Here is a 15,671-nt window from a genome sequence, read left to right as displayed (position 1 = left end):
GCGTGCCTGCTGACCTGCGCAAACGTCCACGTATGCCGTGCCTCGCCGTCTGCGGTGCGGCGCTCCTCACGCTCGTGTCGCTGACCGGCTGCGCCGGCCGCGGGTCGGTCGAGAACTCGGCAGTGGACGATGCCGCCGGACGGTTCATCTCCGCCGCGAGCACCGAGCCAGCCAAGGCCTGCGACACCCTGGCCCCCGCCACCCTCGACTCGATCGCCTCAGACGACGAGGAGTGTGCCACCGCGATCGCCGACCTCGGGGTGGAGACGTTGAGGGCGGACGGCCCAGAGCTTCGGGCCCAGGTCTATGGACGCGACGCGATCGTCCAGTGGGAGGACCAGACCATGTTCCTCGCCCGCTTCGACAGTGGCTGGCTTGTCACTGCTGCCGGGTGCACCCCGCGCGGCAAGGACCTCCCCTACGACTGCTCCATCGAAGGGCGGTGACCGTCGTGCGATGGTCGTTCATCGGGTGGCTCGTCTTCATCGTCGCGGGGCTTGCGTGGTGCTTCGTCATGGGGGTGAGCGGGCGATGAGGCGACTGCGCGAGCACGGGCTCCCCCTCGTCTTCGGCGCCCTCCTGCTCCTGGCCCTCGTCGGTCAGGCCATCTCGGGACTCGCTGGCGTCAACGGTGACGCCCGCGACCACGGACTCCAGACGATCGGGATGGCTGAGTACCTCGCGTCGTCGGACTTCGCCGTCGACCTCGCTGAGAACTGGCAGTCCGAGTACCTCCAGTTCCTCCTCTTCATCGTCCTCACGGTCTGGTTCGTCCAGAAGGGATCTCCCGAGTCCAAACCGCTCGACAAGACCGGGCGCGAGAGCGACGAGGAGCAGAAGGTCGGACGGTTCGCCGAACCCGACTCGCCGGCGTGGGCCAAGGTCGATGGCTGGCGCAGAGGCCTCTACTCCCACTCCCTCGGGCTCGTCATGGGGGCGATCTTCGTCGGCTCGTGGTCGGCGCAGTTCATTGCCGGCCACGCGGCATACAACGCCGAACAGATCCGCGACCTCAAGGAGACTCTGACCTTCGGGGAGTACCTCGCCGCGCCCGACTTCTGGAGCCGCACCTTCCAGAACTGGCAGTCCGAGTTCCTCGCCGTCGCGAGCATGGTCGTTCTGGCGATCTACCTGCGCGAGCGCGGATCACCCGAGTCCAAGCCGGTCGGGTCCTCCCACGAGGCCACGGGGATCGAAGGCTAGGGTTCGGTTCGTCGGAACACCGACGACGTGGCCCGCCCGCAGCGGGCCGCGGGGGAAGATTTCTTTGACGTGAGGGTGGGTTCCACATGGGTGGACAGAAGTTTCGAATGGGCTGCGCGGCAGTCGGGGCAGCTGCGTTCGTGGTGGCAGCCTCTCCGGCGCACGCGAGCAGCGGACCGGTGCCGGTCGCCGCAGTGGGTCCCGCAGCATGGTGCTCGATCCACCTCAACGGGGTCGTGGCGACGGGTGCCAACACCGGCCAGATCACGCGCCGGTTCTACGAGACCCGCAACGGTCAGCCTGCCTCGACCCTCGATCGCTACAACCCGGGGCGGCTCGGATTCGTCCCGCGGGGCCTCGTGACCGATCCGGGCGGCGCCGGAGGGATTCCCGCCGTGAACTCGTTCTACCTGGGCAACTCCGCGGCAGGCAACTTCTACCGGATCTCCGCCGTGGGGCAGAACAGCAGTGAGGAGGTCAAGGTCACGGCGACGTCCGTCGGCACCTCCTGGTCCGCGATCCGGACGCTCACGACGACCGGATCCGGCGGTTCGAACTCCAACTACATCTACGGGCTGAGTGACGCTGGCGGCTTCTACCGCTACCAGTACGGCCCGGCGAGCCAAGCGCCCTACGGCCGGGTCACGGTCGGCGCTTCCGGGTGGCAGGTGGTGAAGACCATCGCTCGCACCCGGACCGTGACCCTCCCGGGCACGACACGACAGGCCGACGTCCTGCTCGCGACCACCACCGACGGCAAGCTGGTCGAATACACCGTCCCCCTCGACCAACCGGCTCAATGGACCCGCGTGGACCTGAAGACCACGAGCTGGGGCGGCTTCAAGGCCCTCCACAGCGGCGACTGCTACAACAACAGCGGCGCTGCCGTGGGGCGAATCCTGCTTGGGGTCACCACCGCAGGCGACGTTTACCTCTACCACGACAAGAACGCCAACGACGGGTCCGGGTCGGACGTCGTCGGCTACGGCAAGATCAGTTCCGGGTGGACCGAGAAGATCTTCTAGTTCGCGGCGACGGGCCTACGCTTGGTGGTGCGTGAGACCCACGCACCACCTTGCTGCGCCATCGCGCGGCCCGTTTCTGACAAAGGAGTCACCACCGTGACCGCGTCGCCCACCACCACCGCGCCCGCAGGTTTGAGCACTGCGCCGCACCTCTCGCTCGCGGAGCACGAGCAGGTCGTCCACTGCTCCGACCCCAAGTCCGGCCTGCGCGCGATCATCGCGATCCACAACAGCGCCCTCGGCCCCGCGCTCGGCGGCACCCGGTTCTACCCCTACGCCAGTGACGACGAGGCCCTCGCCGACGTCCTCCGGCTCTCTCGGGGAATGTCCTACAAGAACGCGGTCGCGGGCATCCCGCACGGCGGCGGCAAGGCCGTCATCATCGGCGACCCGGCGACGCTCAAGACCCCCGAGCTGCTTCGCGCCTACGGTCGGTTCGTCGAGAGCCTCGGTGGCCGCTACGTCACGGCGTGCGACGTGGGCACCTACGTGCAGGACATGGACGTCGTCGCCGAGACGACGCGCTTCGCAACCGGCCGCTCCCCCGAGAAGGGCGGCGCCGGCGACTCCTCGGTGCTCACCGCGTTCGGAGTCTTCCAGGGCATGCGCGCCGCCGCTCAGCACGTGTGGGGCGAGCCGACGCTGCGCGGCCGTCGGGTCGGCATCGCCGGTGTCGGCAAGGTCGGACGCATCCTCGCAGGCCACCTCGTCGAGGACGGCGCCCAGGTCGTCGTCACCGACGTCAACGCCGACGCCGTCGCGGCGCTCGAGGCGAAGCACCCCGAGATCGAGATCCTCGGTGACGTCGCCGCCCTCGTGCGCGCCGACCTCGACGTCTACGCCCCCTGCGCACTCGGTGGAGCACTCGATGACGACACCGTCGACGTCCTCAAGGCGCGCATCGTGTGCGGTGGCGCCAACAACCAGCTCGTGACCGAAGGCGACGGCGGCACGGCCGACCGTCTCGTCTCGCGCGGCATCACCTACTGCCCCGACTTCCTCGTCAACGCCGGTGGAGTCATCCAGGTGAGCGACGAGCTCCTCGGCTTCGACTTCGACCGTGCCAAGGTCGGTGCGACGGCGATCTTGGAGCACACCCTCGAGGTCCTCCGCACCGCCGACGAGCGTGGCGAGAGCCCCGCCGCCGCAGCCGACCACATCGCCGAGAAGCGCATGGCCGCCGGTTCGTCGACGATCTGGCTCCCCCAGCGTTAGACGCTTTTCAAGCCAACCATGGCGTATGCCGGGTGCCCACCTCTCGAGGTGAGCACCCGGCATACGCCATCGTCGTTGTTCTGGAGGGTCACTCCCCGGCGAAGCGCACGGACGCGAGGATCTCCGCGGTCGAGGTGTTGCCAACGAGATCATGGAAGCGCAACTGCGTCGTCGGCAGCCACCACATCGTCGAGGTGAAACTGCGACCCTCGGCACATGAGACGGCATAGCGGTACATCTCCGCCATCTTGGAGCCGACTGGAGCGTAGGACTTCGTGGGGGTCTGGTCCACCTGCATGATGTCGCCCTGGTCGGGTGCAGACAGATCACCGGTTGGCAGGAAGCACGGGGCCGCGTCAGTGCGGTGGTACCAGCCTCCCGCCTGTCCCGGCGTCCACGGCTGGCGCTCGCTGCCCAAGGTCACCGGCCCCCACTGGATCTCGATGTCGCAGTCCACCGACAGGCCGTTGGCCTTCCCATCGTTGAGGCACACGGTCTCGACCGTGCTGCCAGCCGCGTCGTCGACGTAGGTGGACAAGCCCTGCGACGTCCAACCCTGCGGTACGACAACCGTGGCTTTGCCCCCGAGATCGATCCGTGCCACCGACGGCGTGACGGCTGGAGTCGTGGCGGTCGGTATGGCCGCCGGTGTCGCGGGTAGCAAGGTGTCGTCTCCGCCGTTGCCCAACTGGCTGGCAATCACCGTGCCGCCGATGATCGCCGCAACGGCGAGGGTGGCACCGGCCGTGGCGATGCGCTGGTTGCGCCGGCGCCGGTCACCGCCCCGGTGGATCTCCTCCACCGGGGGAAGCGTGGTCGTGTGCGCGCTCTGGCTGCCGAAAGCACGCAGCCGGTCGGCCAGGGGGTCCTCGCCGGGCTGGGGGCGGTTGGTGTGGTCAGACATGGGAGCCCTCCGTCGTGGGAGCGAGGAGTGTGGCGAGTGCGGCCCGACCGCGGGAGAGGCGAGCCTTGACCGTGCCCTCGGGCACGTCGAGTTCTCGGGAGATCTGCGCGACGGACAGATCCGCGAGATGGTGGAGGATGATCGCCTCACGTTGCGCGGTCGGGAGCTGGTTGAGGGCGGCCACGAGTGCGGGGTCAAAGGGTTGGGCCTGCTCGTGCTCGTGGGGGTCAGCCCGCCGCGTCCAGGCGATGATGGCGTTCTTGCTCTTGCGCCAGCGGCTTACCCCCAGACGCATCGCCGTGGTGCGCACCCAGGCCTCCGGAGCCCGAGCTGCGTCGATGCGGTCACGGTGCTGCCAGGCCCGGATGAACGCTTCCTGCACGACGTCCTCCGCCTCGGTCCGGCTGCCGCACATGGCATACACCTGGCCGATCAGCCTGGGAGCCGCTGCGTGGTACAGCCGGTCGAACTCCTCCGGATTCATGCCCTCTCCCTCCCCGAAAACACTGCTTGGTCGACAGGTCTACGCGTGGCAACCGCGACCGGTTGCATTGAATCGCACGCCAATGTTGCGACCCCGTCTCAGCAAGTCGACCCCTGGAGCGGAAACACTTCGGGCTGATGTAGCGTTGTCCCCACGACATACACACGATTCCCGGGACCACAGCTCGACTTGGGATGACCCCTTCGGGGCCGTCCCATTTGGGTATGTCGCCCGGCAGACGCACAAGGGGGTCTCGCCATGGGGCGCGGCCGAGCAAAAGCCAAGCAGACCAAGGTGGCACGGGAGCTGAAGTACTACAGCCCCGACACTGACCTGAGCTCGCTTGAGCGCGAACTCCACGGGAGTTCTCCGACGCTGCCTTCGACTCGGGTCGCCGAGCCGGAGACCGACGAGGATGACGACTACGACAAGTGGGTCAACGGACGTCGTTGACGTCTGACCATCCGCTCGGGTTTCACCTGCACATCCTTGTGCGGCAAGCACGTCCTGCCGTCGGAGATCTGACATGCTCACGGGCATGACTGACGTGCGCACTGCCGACGCTGCGAAGCGACTCGGCGTCGAGACCACCGGCATCGAGATCATCGACGAGGCGGAACGCACCGCCGCGCCCCGAGATCTCTTCTGGCCGTGGTTCGCCGCCAACGTCTCCGTCTTCGGTGTCTCCTACGCGGCCTTCGTCCTCGGCTTCGGCATCTCCTTCTGGCAGGCCGTCGTCGTGACGATCATCGGCGTCGTGGTGTCGTTCGCCCTCTGCGGCATCATCGCGATCGCCGGCAAGCGCGGATCCGCCCCGACGATGGTCCTGTCGCGCGCCGCCTTCGGCGTCAAGGGGCAGAAGGTGCCCGGCGTCATCTCGTGGCTCACCTCGATCGGGTGGGAGACCTTCCTCGCCATCCTGGCCGTCCTCGCGACCGCGACGATCTTCGAGCGCCTCGGCTGGGGCGGTGGGACGGCCACCAAGATCGTCGCCGCCGTGGTCGTCGCCGCGATGATCGTGGCCGCGGCCGTCGCCGGCTATCACATCATCATGCGGATGCAGTCGGTCCTCACCTGGATCACCGGCATCATCACGGTCCTCTATGTCGTCATGACCTTCCGCCACCTCGACTGGTCCGCGGTCTCCGCGATGCCGTCCGGCGGGATCGGCGCCACCATCGGCGCCCTGGTGACGGTCATGACCGGCTTCGGCCTCGGCTGGATCAACATCGCGGCCGACTGGTCCCGCTACCAGCGCCGGGACGCGAGCGGCACCGCCATCGTCGGCTGGAACACCTTCGGCGGAGCCCTCGCCCCGGCCCTGCTCGTCTGCTACGGCCTCGCCCTCGCCGGCTCGGACAAGAAGGTCCTCGAGGGCATCGGTACCGACCCGATCGGCACCCTGGCCACCCTGCTCCCGACGTGGGTGCTCGTGCCCTTCCTCGTCGCGGCGATCCTCTCCCTCGTGTCAGGCGCCGTCCTGGGCATCTACTCGTCGGGCCTCACGCTGCTCTCCCTCGGGGTGCGCATCCCACGCCCGATGGCGGCGCTGGTCGACGGCGTCATCCTCACCCTCGGCACGTTCTACGTCGTCTTCGTCGCAGAGAGCTTCATCAACCCGTTCCAGTCGTTCCTCATCACCCTCGGAGTGCCACTGGCGTCGTGGGCGGGGATCATGATCGCGGACATCGCTCTGCGCAAGCGTGACTATGACGACGATGCGCTCTTCGACGCGTCCGGTCGTTATGGTGCCTTCGACTGGGTCTCGATCGGGACGATGATCGTCACCTCGGTGCTCGGCTGGGGCCTCGTCGTCAACATCTACGCGGACGACGCCGCCTGGAACAACTGGCAGGGCTTCCTGCTGGACCCCCTCGGCCTCGGCACCTTCGTCAAGGACCCTGCCGGCTCCTACTGGGAGGGCACCTTCGCCTACGCCAACCTCGGCGTCCTGCTGGCCCTTGTGCTGTCGTTCGCCGTCACCTACGTCGCGCGACGTGGAACGGTGCAGCGCCAGGAGAGCGGGGCATGACCCGAGGGCCAGTCGAGTCCGTCGAGCCGCTGGACGACGAGTGGCTCGTCATCATCGACCCGCAGGTCATCTTCGCCGACCCGAGGACAAGCGCTTGGGGTTCGCCCATGTGGGCAGAGACGGTGCCGCGCATCGCTCGTCTCTCGGCGGCATACGCCGGTCGTGTGGTGGTCACGCGGTTCGTCGCGGACCCGGGCCTCGGTGGGTCATGGGCGGACTACTACGACGACTGGCAGTTCGCGCTCGTCCCGGACAAGGACCCCCTGTATGCCGTGGTGCCCGAGCTCGTGAAGCTCGCCGACCATGTGGTCACAGAGGGGACGTTCGGCAAGTGGGGCCCGAAGCTGCGGGCCGTCATCGGCGACCAGCCACGGATCGCGCTCGCGGGGGTGGCCACCGACTGCTGCGTCATCGCCACTGCGATCCCCGCCGGTGATGCCGGTGCGAGCGTGCGCGTCATCGCTCAGGCCTGCGCCGGGTCGAGCGTCGAGAAGCACGAGCAGGCACTGGGCGCCATGGAGATGTTCGCCCCCCAGATCACCGTGATCTGACCCCTTCTGCGACTCAGTCGCCGCGGACCGGTTCGTTCGCGGCCTCGAGGTCGACATGGTCACGCATCGCCATGACCCCGCTGGGCGGCCCGCTGGACGGACGTGCGTTCCCGGTCGTCCCGGGGTGACTGCCGACGACCTGCACGGAGCCGCCGTCGACGCCCTTGGCACCCCGCACGACCTCGACGCCGTCCTCGATGTGAGCGTCCTCGAGCGCCGTCACCTCACCCATCGGCCACGCCACGATGCCGCTCTTGGCCAGGGTGGCCACGGCCAGCTCGGCCTGGTCGGCGGGCAACATGGCCACGAATCCGACGCCCATGTTGAGCGTGCGCTCGATGTCTGCCTGCGGCACCCGGCCCAGGCGCTGAACGGTTGAGAACACCGCCGGCGGGGTCCACGTGCTGCGGTCGACGCGGGCAAACACGTCGTCGGGCAGGACGCGGGCGAGGTTGGCCGCGAGGCCGCCACCAGTGACGTGCGAGAGGGCGTGGAGGTCGACGCCATCGGTGCCGATGAGGTCGAGCAGGTCGCGCGAATAGACGCGGGTGGGCTCGAGCAGCTCCTCACCCAGGGTGCGACCGAACTCGTCGACGTGGCGGTCGAGTGCCCATCCGGCATGCGCGATGACCTTGCGCACGAGTGAGTAGCCATTGGAGTGCAGCCCCGAACTGGCCAGACCCAACACCACGTCGCCGGTGCGAACACGCTGGGGGCCGAGCACCGCGGCATACTCCACCACGCCCGTCGCGGCGCCGGCCACGTCATATTCGTCGGGCTCCAACAGACCGGGGTGCTCGGCGGTCTCGCCACCGATGAGGGCGACGCCGGCCTGCTGGCAGGCGCGCGCGATGCCGCCGACGATCGCGGCGATCCGCTCGGGCACGACCTTGCCCGTGGCGATGTAGTCGGTCATGAAGAGGGGTTCGGCGCCGCAGACGACGATGTCGTCGACGACCATGCCGACGAGGTCGAAGCCGATGGTGTCGTGGATGTCGAGCGCCTGGGCGATGGCGACCTTGGTCCCCACCCCGTCGGTCGACGTGGCGAGGATCGGGCGGTCCATGCGGGCGATGGCGGAGGCGTCGAACATGCCCGCGAAACCACCCAGACCACCGAGCACCTCGGGTCGGGTCGCTCGGCGGACATCGGCCTTCATCAGCTCGACGGCCTTGTCACCGGCCTCGACATCGACGCCCGCGCCGGCATAGGTGATCTGTTCGCTCTGACTGCCTCTGTCGCTCACGCGGGAGAGCCTATTGCCCGGGCCATCACGGACGGCGGACGGCCTCGGCGGCGCCGCCAGCGGCGGTGACCGAGACGCGATCGATGTCGAGCGTGCCCACGTCCGAGGCGTCGCTCTCGCCGGCCTCGACGGGGAACTCGAGCTCGAGCAGGCCCTTGCCGACGCGCTCGCTGGCGGGCATCTCCAACGGATAGGTCCCGGTGAAGCAGGCCGAGCAGAGGATCTCGCGTGGCTGGTCGGTCGCCGCGATCATGCCGTCCTCGGAGATGTAGCCGAGAGAGTCGGCGCCGATCGAGCGACAGACCTCTTCGACCCCGATGCCGGTCGCGATGAGCTCAGCCCGGGTCGCGAAGTCGATGCCGTAGAAACAGGGCCACCGCACGGGCGGCGACGAGATGCGCACGTGGACCTCGGCCGCACCGGCCTCGCGCAGCATCCGCACGAGGGCGCGCTGGGTGTTGCCGCGCACGATCGAGTCGTCGACGACGATGAGGCGCTTGCCCTTGATGACCTCGCGCAGCGGGTTGAGCTTGAGCCGGATCCCCAGCTGGCGGATCGTCTGCGACGGCGCGATGAACGTGCGGCCGACGTAGGCGTTCTTGACCAGGCCTTGGCCATAGGGGATGCCCGACTCCTGGGCATAACCGATGGCGGCCGGTGTGCCCGACTCGGGCGTGGGCATGACGAGGTCGGCATCGACTGGGTGCTCGCGGGCCAGGGTCCGACCCATCTCGACGCGGGCCTCGTGGACGACCCGACCGTTGATCGTCGTGTCGGGGCGGGCGAGGTAGACGTACTCGAAGACGCACCCCTTGCGGTCGGGCTCGGCGAACCTCTGCGAGCGCAGACCGTCCTCGTCGATGGCGATGAGCTCGCCCGGCTCGACCTCACGGATGAAGGAGGCGCCGACGATGTCGAGCGCCGCGGTCTCGGAGGCGACCACCCAGCCACGTTCAAGGCGACCCAGAACGAGGGGGCGGATCCCCTGGGGGTCGCGGGCGGCATACAGGGTGTGTTCGTTCATGAAGACGAAGCAGAAGGCGCCGCGCAGCTTGGGCAGGACCTCAAGGGCGGACTCCTCGAGCGTGCGGTCCTCGTCGGCGGTGAGCAGGGCCGTGACCAGGGCGGTGTCGGTGGTGTTGCCGCGCGCGAGCTCGCCGCGATGCGCCTCGTCACCGTTGGCCGCCTCGACCATGTCGCGCAGCTCGGCGGAGTTGATGAGGTTGCCGTTGTGGGCCAGGGCGACGGTCCCGCCGTCGTGACCGCCGAGGGTCGGCTGGGCGTTCTCCCAGATCGACGCACCCGTGGTCGAGTAGCGGCAGTGCCCGATGGCGAGGTGACCGGTGAGGGAACCGAGGGAGCGCTCGTCGAAGACCTGCGAGACCAGACCCATGTCCTTGTAGACCAGGAGGCGTCGGCCATTGCTCGTCGCGATGCCCGCGGACTCCTGGCCACGGTGCTGTAGCGCATAGAGCCCGTAGTAGGTCAGCTTGGCGACGTCTTCGCCGGGAGCCCAGACGCCGAAGACCCCGCAAGCGTCCTGCGGCCCCTTCTCGTCGGGCATCAGGTCGTGGGTCAGTCGTCCGTCTCCGCGTGCCACACTCCCAGTGTCCCACGGGTTCGCGGGGCACTGACGCGCCGCTCCAATCCGTGGCGCCCCCTCGCTCCGAATGGCTTGCCATGGACGCATCTGAACGATCGACCGGACCCCGTTGGCCGTATGCCGTGAGCGGGCTTCTCGCCGCTGCTGGCGGTGCCGCTGCTGGTCACCTCGTCGCGGCGTTCGTCTCCCCTGAGTCCTCGCCCGTTCTGGCCGTAGGCTCGCAGGTCATTGACGCCACGCCCACCCCGGTCAAGGAATGGGCCGTGGCGACGATGGGAACCGCCGACAAGCCCGTCCTCATCGGCAGCGTCGCCGTCGTCACGCTGATCTTCGCCGCGGTCGCTGGGTTGGTGTCTCGGCGCCACCCCACCGTCGGCCGGCTCATGATCGTCGTGCTCGCCGCCCTGGCCTCCGCCGCAGCGGTCCTGCGTCCGACCGCGGGACCGACCGACATCATCCCCGGTCTCGTGACCGGCCTCGTCGGCGTTGGCCTGCTCGTCCTCCTGCTGCGACTCATCCCGCGCGCTGGGGGCGCGGGAGCGGTCGAGAGCCCGACCGACCACAACGCCCGTGCAACCGGCGACGCGAGCCCGGCCGGCCGCCGCGCCTTCCTGCTCGGCGCCGGTGGAGTGACTGTCGGAGCCGCCGCAGTGGGCGCCTTCGGCCAGAAGCTCACGACCGACGCGATCGCCCCCTCCAACATCACCCTCCCCGCCCCCGCCAAGCCTTTGCCCGCGCTGGTGCAAGGGATCGAGGGCAAGGTCAAGGGCCTCACGGCGTTCCGCACCAACAATGCCGACTTCTATCGGATCGACACCGCGCTCGTCATCCCGCGCGTTGACCCGGACTCCTGGGAGCTGACCATCGACGGTGAGGTCGACAAGCCCCTCACGCTCACCTACGCCGACATCCTCAAGATGGACCTCATCGAGAAGGACATCACGATGTGCTGCGTGAGCAACGAGGTCGGCGGTGGCTACATCGGCGGCGCCCGCTGGCTCGGAGTTCCCGTGCGAGAACTGCTGGAACGAGCCGGAGTTCGCTCGGGCGCCGACCAGATTCTCAGCACGTCCGTGGATGGCATGACCATCTCGACGCCCATCCAGGCACTCACCGACGACCGCGAGGCCCTGCTCGCCATCGGCATGAACGGGGAGCCACTCCCCCGCCGCCACGGCTATCCCGTGCGGCTCGTCACTCCCGGGCTCTATGGCTTCGTCGGTTCGACGAAGTGGCTCAAGAGCCTCACGGCCACGACGTATGCCGCCAAGAAGGCCTACTGGACCGAGCGCGACTGGGCGACCGACGGACGGATTCTCACCCAGTCCCGCATCGACACCCCTCGCGGCCTCGCCACCCTCAAGGCCGGCAAGAACGTCATCGGCGGCGTGTCCTGGGCACAGGGCCGCGGCATCGAGAAGGTCGAGATCCGGGTGGACGACGGCCCCTGGCAGAAGGCCACGCTCGGCCCGGACGCCAACATCGACTACTGGCGTCAGTGGTTCTTCGACTGGGATGCGCAGGCTGGCCGGCACGAGCTGACCGTGCGCGCAACCGACCTGACCGGAGCGGTGCAGACCGAGAAGCGCGCCTCCCCGTTCCCCCGGGGCGCCACGGGCTGGCACACCATCCCCGTCAACGTCGAATAGCCCCACTGCAACCCACTCCAACGACCTATTGCCCGTTCGCGCGCCCGTCCCAGCACCGTTCCCGGTGCTGGGACCCGCGCGAACGGGCAATACGTCGTTCTTGGGGCGGGCGGCATACCTGGCGGTAGGAAGTTTGAAAAAGGTTGAGGGTCAACCAATCCGGGCTTGTGGCGGCGGCGAATAAGAGATGTAAGCCAACCCGCCTCAAGGAGACGACCATGAAACTCACCCACCGCACCGCCGCCCTTGCCCTCGCTCTGTCGCTGCCCCTCGGCCTCGCGGCCTGTGGCAGCTCCGATGACACGGACGCCGGCTCGACGACCTCGTCGTCGACGACCTCAGCGCCAGCCCCTTCGGAGTCGCCTTCGGAGTCTGCATCCGCTGACGACATGGCAGCCAAGCCGTTCGGCCCTGGCTGCGCCAAGGTCCCCACCACGGGCGCCGGTTCGTTCGACGGCATGGCCACCGCCCCGGTCGCCACCGCTGCGAGCGCCAACCCGCTCCTCAAGACGCTCGTGACCGCAGTTGGGGAAGCCGGCCTCGTCGACACCCTCAACGGCGCCCCGGCGCTCACCGTGTTCGCGCCGATCGACAGCGCGTTCGCTGCCCTCCCGAAGGCAACGATGGACGCCGCAATGGCCGACCCCAAGGGCCTGCTCTCCAAGGTGCTCACCAACCACGTCCTCGAGGGCAAGATCGCACCCGACAAGATCGCGGGTGAGCACAAGACGCTCGGTGGCGGCACCATCACCGTCTCGGGCAGTGGCGAGGACTTCAAGGTCGGCGAGGCCAGCGTCATCTGCGGCAACGTCCAGACCGCGAACGCCACCGTCTACATCGTCGACAAGGTCCTGCTCCCGGCCATGTGATCGACACGATCACAGGCTCGATGAACGCTCAAGAGACGAAGTAGGCAATCATGGTCGTCATGGCAGCAGTCGGATCAGGCAATACGCCCGCACCGACTGCTGCCATGGGACCGGATCTCGGCGCTCTGCTGACTCGATCCGCACGAGGTGACGAGTCGGCGTTCGCTCAGCTCTACGACGCCACCGCCGCCAGGATCCACGGCCTCGTCGTCCGAGTCGTCCGCGACCGGGCACAGAGTGAAGAGGTCACGCAAGAGGCCTTCCTCGACATCTGGCGGCACTGCACCCGCTTCGACCCCTCGCGGGGCTCGCCCCTCTCATGGATGCTCACCATCGCGCACCGCAAGGCCGTGGACCGGGTTCGCTCGGCCGAAGCCAGCAAGGCACGCGAAGTGACCTACGAGACCACCACGACCGAACGCGAGCACGACTCGACTCTCGAAGAGGTCGAGGTCCGGCTCGACCAGCAACGCGTGCGTCGCGCTCTGGCCACATTGACCGAGACCCAACGGGGCGCGGTCGAGCTGGCCTACCTGGGCGGACACACGCACACCGAGGTCGCAGCACTCCTGGGCATTCCGCTCGGGACAGCAAAGACCCGGATCCGAGACGGACTCATCAGACTGCGTGACACTTTGGAGGTGACGGCATGAACCCAGATACCCACGCTTTGGCAGGTGCGTATGCCGTCAATGCCCTGACCCTCGAGGAGCGCAGCTCCTTCGAGATCCACCTCGACCTCTGCGAGGACTGCCGCGCCGAGGTGGCCGAGCTGCAAGAGGCCGCCGCTGCGCTGGCCATCGACGTCGAGCTGCTTCCCCCGCCTCCCCTGCGTGCCTCGATCCTCTCGGCCATCTCCCAGACCCGCCAGCTCTCGCCGATCACGTCGGCCGAGTCGGTCGAGCGGGCCACCGCCATTCAGGCCGACCGGATCGAGTCGACCCGTGAGAGCGAGTCGGCGACGCCGGCCTCCGCTCCCGTCGACGAGCTCGCTGCCCGTCGTCGGTTCCGGGTGCAGCCCTGGCTCGCCGCGGCAGCCGCCGCAGCTGTCTTCGCCGTTGGCGGCGCCGTCTGGCAGCCGTGGAACGAGGACTCCCCACAGGGGACCGTGACCGAACAGGTCCTGAGCGCCAGCGATGCCCAGCGCGTCGAGCAGCCCATGGGGAGCTCCGAGATCACCATCGTGCGCAGTCCGTCGCACAAGAAGGCCGTCTTCCTCGCCGACGCGATGCCTGAGGCACCCTTCGGCAAGGCCTACCAGCTGTGGTTCGACGTGCCCGGCAAGGGAATGGTCAGCGCCGGCCTCATCAGGGGCAGCGGTGCCGTGACGATCCCGATGCAGGGTGACGCGACGGTGGCCACCGGTGCAGGGATCACCTTGGAGCCCGCCAGCGGTTCTGAGCACCCCACGAGCGACCCGGTCGCCCTCTTCTCCTTCGCCTGAGTCGGACCTGGCTCAGGCCGGGGCAGGGGCGCTGCTCGACAGCTCCTCCACGAGAAGTACACGGGCCATCGGGGACCCGACGAGAGCCGGACTGTTCGCGGGAAGCGCCCAGACCCTCGTCCGAAGGACCTCGTGGAAGGCCGTCGCTTCGGCTTCCGTGTCGAAATCGAGGTCGACGACGACGTAGCAGTCGTCGTCCACCGGGTGTGCCACCCGGTGGGCTCGGACACCTGCGCCGGTCCGCATCTCGGCGAATCGGTCAAAGGCTCCCTTCCAGGTGGCGTAGTTGGTGATGGGGTGCTCGATGTGAAGTGTGTGCATGTGTCCAGCGTCCGACGCCGGCGGGGCTGTCGGTATCCCAGAAAACTGGGGTTCTGCCCCCTTCGGCCTCCTACTCTTGCAACGTGGGCATGCCCGGGCTGCGCGGACTGGAGCCAGCCGCCATCGAGCGGCTGGCCCTCCATGCGGAGGACTCGCGCTCTCTGCGCAGCGAGCTCCTGACGAGGCTGCGTGCGGTCATCGAGTTCGACTGGTACGCATGGGTCCTCACCGATCCGACGACGTCCGTCGGGGTCGATCCTCTCGCCGAACTTCCCGATCCGGCGGCGATCCCCGCGACCATCCGGCTCAAGTACCTCACCTCCCTCAACCGGTGGACGTCGCTCGACGGTGTCGCCAGCCTCGCGACCAGGGCCAGCGAGAGTCCGCTCTGGCAGGAGGAACAGGCGCGCCATGGAGTGGTCGACGTCGCGTCACTGGCCCTGCGTGACCGCTACGGATGCTGGGGTTTCCTCGACCTGTGGTCGACCCGAGCGTATGCCGTTCGCGAGCTCGCACTCCTGCTGGACCTTGCGCCGTCGCTCACGAATGCCGTGCGACTCGTGCGGGCGCGCAGTTTCCACGTGGCCGGTGGTGAGTCCGTGGCATCGACTGGGCCCACCGTCCTCGTCCTCAGCGACGACCTGACGATCCTCGACCGAGCACGGGGGTCCGAGGAGTGGCTGCGTCTCCTCCTTCCCCAGCCGGATGGGACGCGCCCGGTCCCGGCATGTGCCTACAACGTGGCGGCGCAGCTCCTGGCCCGTGAAGCCGGGGTCGATGACAACCCGCCCATGGCTCGGATGCCCCTTCCCGATGGGGCCTGGGTGACACTGCGGGCCTCACGGCTGGAGGCTCACCACGAGATCGCGGTGACGATCGAACAGTCCACGCCCCATGACCGCTTGGACGTGTTCTGCCGCGCTCATGGCCTCTCTCCCCGGGAGTCCGAGCTCCTCACCGTCATTGCGACGGGCGCGGACACTGCGACGGCAGCCGCGCAACTCCACCTTTCGCCGCACACCATCCAGGACCACCTCAAGGCGATCTTCGCGAAGACCGACGAGCACAGCCGCAGAGAACTGCTCGCCCGCGCCATGGGCACTCCGACGATCTGATTGTCAGCGG

General features: G+C 68.4%; 17 protein-coding genes. 12 read left to right on the top strand and 5 right to left on the bottom strand.

Annotation, left to right across the window (positions count from 1 at the left end; all coding sequences use genetic code 11):
- Nucleotides 1-2: 2 nt before the first annotated feature.
- The 4 genes from ACFQRE_RS04990 (at nucleotide 3) to ACFQRE_RS04975 (ending at nucleotide 3,443) form a co-directional block, all read left to right on the top strand.
- Nucleotides 3-446, top strand: coding sequence for a hypothetical protein (locus ACFQRE_RS04990; RefSeq protein WP_380119566.1), 444 nt, complete (start codon nucleotides 3-5; stop codon nucleotides 444-446).
- An 85-nt stretch (nucleotides 447-531) separates the two neighbouring features.
- Entirely contained in the window at nucleotides 532-1,203 is a 672-nt protein-coding gene (locus tag ACFQRE_RS04985; protein WP_380119564.1) for a DUF6766 family protein, read from the top strand.
- A gap of 107 nt (nucleotides 1,204-1,310) precedes the next feature.
- Nucleotides 1,311-2,228 carry a hypothetical protein gene (locus tag ACFQRE_RS04980; RefSeq protein WP_380119562.1) on the top strand — a complete coding sequence of 306 codons (918 nt, stop codon included), beginning with the start codon at nucleotides 1,311-1,313 and terminating at the stop codon, nucleotides 2,226-2,228.
- Nucleotides 2,229-2,324: 96 nt separating this feature from the next.
- A complete protein-coding gene (locus ACFQRE_RS04975) occupies nucleotides 2,325-3,443 on the top strand; it encodes a Glu/Leu/Phe/Val family dehydrogenase (RefSeq protein WP_380119560.1) in 1,119 nt (372 codons plus the stop codon).
- Nucleotides 3,444-3,531: 88 nt separating this feature from the next.
- On the opposite strand, the gene ACFQRE_RS04970 is transcribed toward ACFQRE_RS04975, so the two are convergent.
- Both ACFQRE_RS04970 and ACFQRE_RS04965 read right to left on the bottom strand, forming a co-directional pair.
- Complete coding sequence (locus tag ACFQRE_RS04970; protein ID WP_380119558.1) at nucleotides 3,532-4,347, bottom strand: hypothetical protein; 816 nt, start codon at nucleotides 4,345-4,347, stop codon at nucleotides 3,532-3,534.
- Nucleotides 4,340-4,831 (bottom strand): RNA polymerase sigma factor, encoded by a 492-nt coding sequence (locus tag ACFQRE_RS04965; RefSeq protein WP_380119556.1) that lies wholly within the window; start codon nucleotides 4,829-4,831, stop codon nucleotides 4,340-4,342. Before ACFQRE_RS04965 ends, ACFQRE_RS04970 begins: the two co-directional genes overlap by 8 nt.
- Before the next feature lie 258 nt (nucleotides 4,832-5,089).
- Between ACFQRE_RS04965 and ACFQRE_RS04960 the strand changes: the two genes are divergently transcribed.
- From ACFQRE_RS04960 to ACFQRE_RS04950, 3 genes are all read left to right on the top strand, one after another.
- Nucleotides 5,090-5,284, top strand: coding sequence for a DUF3073 domain-containing protein (locus ACFQRE_RS04960; protein ID WP_380119554.1), 195 nt, complete (start codon nucleotides 5,090-5,092; stop codon nucleotides 5,282-5,284).
- 85 nt (nucleotides 5,285-5,369) lie between these two features.
- The gene (locus tag ACFQRE_RS04955) at nucleotides 5,370-6,863 is read left to right on the top strand and encodes a purine-cytosine permease family protein (protein ID WP_380119552.1); all 1,494 of its coding nucleotides are present in this window, start codon (nucleotides 5,370-5,372) and stop codon (nucleotides 6,861-6,863) included.
- Nucleotides 6,860-7,414, top strand: coding sequence for a cysteine hydrolase family protein (locus ACFQRE_RS04950; RefSeq protein ID WP_380119550.1), 555 nt, complete (start codon nucleotides 6,860-6,862; stop codon nucleotides 7,412-7,414). The genes ACFQRE_RS04955 and ACFQRE_RS04950 overlap by 4 nt, the downstream gene beginning before the upstream one ends.
- 13 nt (nucleotides 7,415-7,427) lie before the next feature.
- Here ACFQRE_RS04950 and purM read toward each other — a convergent pair whose 3' ends face one another.
- Together purM and purF are read right to left on the bottom strand one after the other, a co-directional pair.
- Nucleotides 7,428-8,660 carry a phosphoribosylformylglycinamidine cyclo-ligase gene (gene purM, locus ACFQRE_RS04945; RefSeq protein WP_380119548.1) on the bottom strand — a complete coding sequence of 411 codons (1,233 nt, stop codon included), beginning with the start codon at nucleotides 8,658-8,660 and terminating at the stop codon, nucleotides 7,428-7,430.
- Between the two features lie 25 nt (nucleotides 8,661-8,685).
- Complete coding sequence (gene purF, locus ACFQRE_RS04940; RefSeq protein ID WP_380119546.1) at nucleotides 8,686-10,260, bottom strand: amidophosphoribosyltransferase; 1,575 nt, start codon at nucleotides 10,258-10,260, stop codon at nucleotides 8,686-8,688.
- Nucleotides 10,261-10,340: 80 nt separating this feature from the next.
- Between purF and ACFQRE_RS04935 the strand changes: the two genes are divergently transcribed.
- The 4 genes from ACFQRE_RS04935 to ACFQRE_RS04920 all read left to right on the top strand — a co-directional run bounded on the left by ACFQRE_RS04935 (nucleotide 10,341) and on the right by ACFQRE_RS04920 (nucleotide 14,225).
- A complete protein-coding gene (locus ACFQRE_RS04935) occupies nucleotides 10,341-11,912 on the top strand; it encodes a molybdopterin-dependent oxidoreductase (RefSeq protein ID WP_380119544.1) in 1,572 nt (523 codons plus the stop codon).
- A gap of 218 nt (nucleotides 11,913-12,130) precedes the next feature.
- A complete protein-coding gene (locus ACFQRE_RS04930) occupies nucleotides 12,131-12,781 on the top strand; it encodes a fasciclin domain-containing protein (protein WP_380119542.1) in 651 nt (216 codons plus the stop codon).
- Between the two features lie 50 nt (nucleotides 12,782-12,831).
- Nucleotides 12,832-13,434 carry an ECF RNA polymerase sigma factor SigK gene (gene sigK / locus ACFQRE_RS04925; protein WP_380119540.1) on the top strand — a complete coding sequence of 201 codons (603 nt, stop codon included), beginning with the start codon at nucleotides 12,832-12,834 and terminating at the stop codon, nucleotides 13,432-13,434.
- The gene (locus tag ACFQRE_RS04920; RefSeq protein WP_380119538.1) at nucleotides 13,431-14,225 is read left to right on the top strand and encodes an anti-sigma factor; all 795 of its coding nucleotides are present in this window, start codon (nucleotides 13,431-13,433) and stop codon (nucleotides 14,223-14,225) included. Before sigK ends, ACFQRE_RS04920 begins: the two co-directional genes overlap by 4 nt.
- 12 nt (nucleotides 14,226-14,237) lie before the next feature.
- Here ACFQRE_RS04920 and ACFQRE_RS04915 read toward each other — a convergent pair whose 3' ends face one another.
- Nucleotides 14,238-14,546: a hypothetical protein gene (locus tag ACFQRE_RS04915; protein WP_380119536.1), complete on the bottom strand. Its 309-nt coding sequence runs from the start codon at nucleotides 14,544-14,546 to the stop codon at nucleotides 14,238-14,240.
- Between the two features lie 89 nt (nucleotides 14,547-14,635).
- Between ACFQRE_RS04915 and ACFQRE_RS04910 the strand changes: the two genes are divergently transcribed.
- Nucleotides 14,636-15,661, top strand: coding sequence for a helix-turn-helix transcriptional regulator (locus ACFQRE_RS04910; protein WP_380120431.1), 1,026 nt, complete (start codon nucleotides 14,636-14,638; stop codon nucleotides 15,659-15,661).
- Nucleotides 15,662-15,671: the final 10 nt, after the last annotated feature.

It is taken from the genome of Knoellia pratensis (assembly GCF_042666395.1).
GTDB classification, from domain to species: domain Bacteria; phylum Actinomycetota; class Actinomycetes; order Actinomycetales; family Dermatophilaceae; genus Knoellia; species Knoellia pratensis.
The sequence above is the reverse complement of the archived record's forward strand: the minus strand, read 5'-3'. Positions and strand labels throughout refer to the sequence as shown.

Excerpts from the sequence above, each read along its gene's own strand:
- ACFQRE_RS04980 (WP_380119562.1), top strand. The coding sequence starts at position 1,311 with ATGGGCTGCGCGGCAGTCGGGGCAGCTGCGTTCGTGGTGGCAGCCTCT.
- ACFQRE_RS04960 (WP_380119554.1), top strand. The coding sequence starts at position 5,090 with ATGGGGCGCGGCCGAGCAAAAGCCAAGCAGACCAAGGTGGCACGGGAG.
- ACFQRE_RS04910 (WP_380120431.1), top strand. The coding sequence starts at position 14,636 with ATGCCCGGGCTGCGCGGACTGGAGCCAGCCGCCATCGAGCGGCTGGCC.
- ACFQRE_RS04970 (WP_380119558.1), bottom strand. The coding sequence starts at position 4,347 with ATGTCTGACCACACCAACCGCCCCCAGCCCGGCGAGGACCCCCTGGCC.
- ACFQRE_RS04955 (WP_380119552.1), top strand. The coding sequence starts at position 5,370 with ATGACTGACGTGCGCACTGCCGACGCTGCGAAGCGACTCGGCGTCGAG.
- ACFQRE_RS04915 (WP_380119536.1), bottom strand. The coding sequence starts at position 14,546 with ATGCACACACTTCACATCGAGCACCCCATCACCAACTACGCCACCTGG.
- ACFQRE_RS04965 (WP_380119556.1), bottom strand. The coding sequence starts at position 4,831 with ATGAATCCGGAGGAGTTCGACCGGCTGTACCACGCAGCGGCTCCCAGG.
- ACFQRE_RS04920 (WP_380119538.1), top strand. The coding sequence starts at position 13,431 with ATGAACCCAGATACCCACGCTTTGGCAGGTGCGTATGCCGTCAATGCC.
- ACFQRE_RS04930 (WP_380119542.1), top strand. The coding sequence starts at position 12,131 with ATGAAACTCACCCACCGCACCGCCGCCCTTGCCCTCGCTCTGTCGCTG.
- ACFQRE_RS04935 (WP_380119544.1), top strand. The coding sequence starts at position 10,341 with ATGGACGCATCTGAACGATCGACCGGACCCCGTTGGCCGTATGCCGTG.
- ACFQRE_RS04950 (WP_380119550.1), top strand. The coding sequence starts at position 6,860 with ATGACCCGAGGGCCAGTCGAGTCCGTCGAGCCGCTGGACGACGAGTGG.
- ACFQRE_RS04985 (WP_380119564.1), top strand. The coding sequence starts at position 532 with ATGAGGCGACTGCGCGAGCACGGGCTCCCCCTCGTCTTCGGCGCCCTC.
- sigK (WP_380119540.1), top strand. The coding sequence starts at position 12,832 with ATGGTCGTCATGGCAGCAGTCGGATCAGGCAATACGCCCGCACCGACT.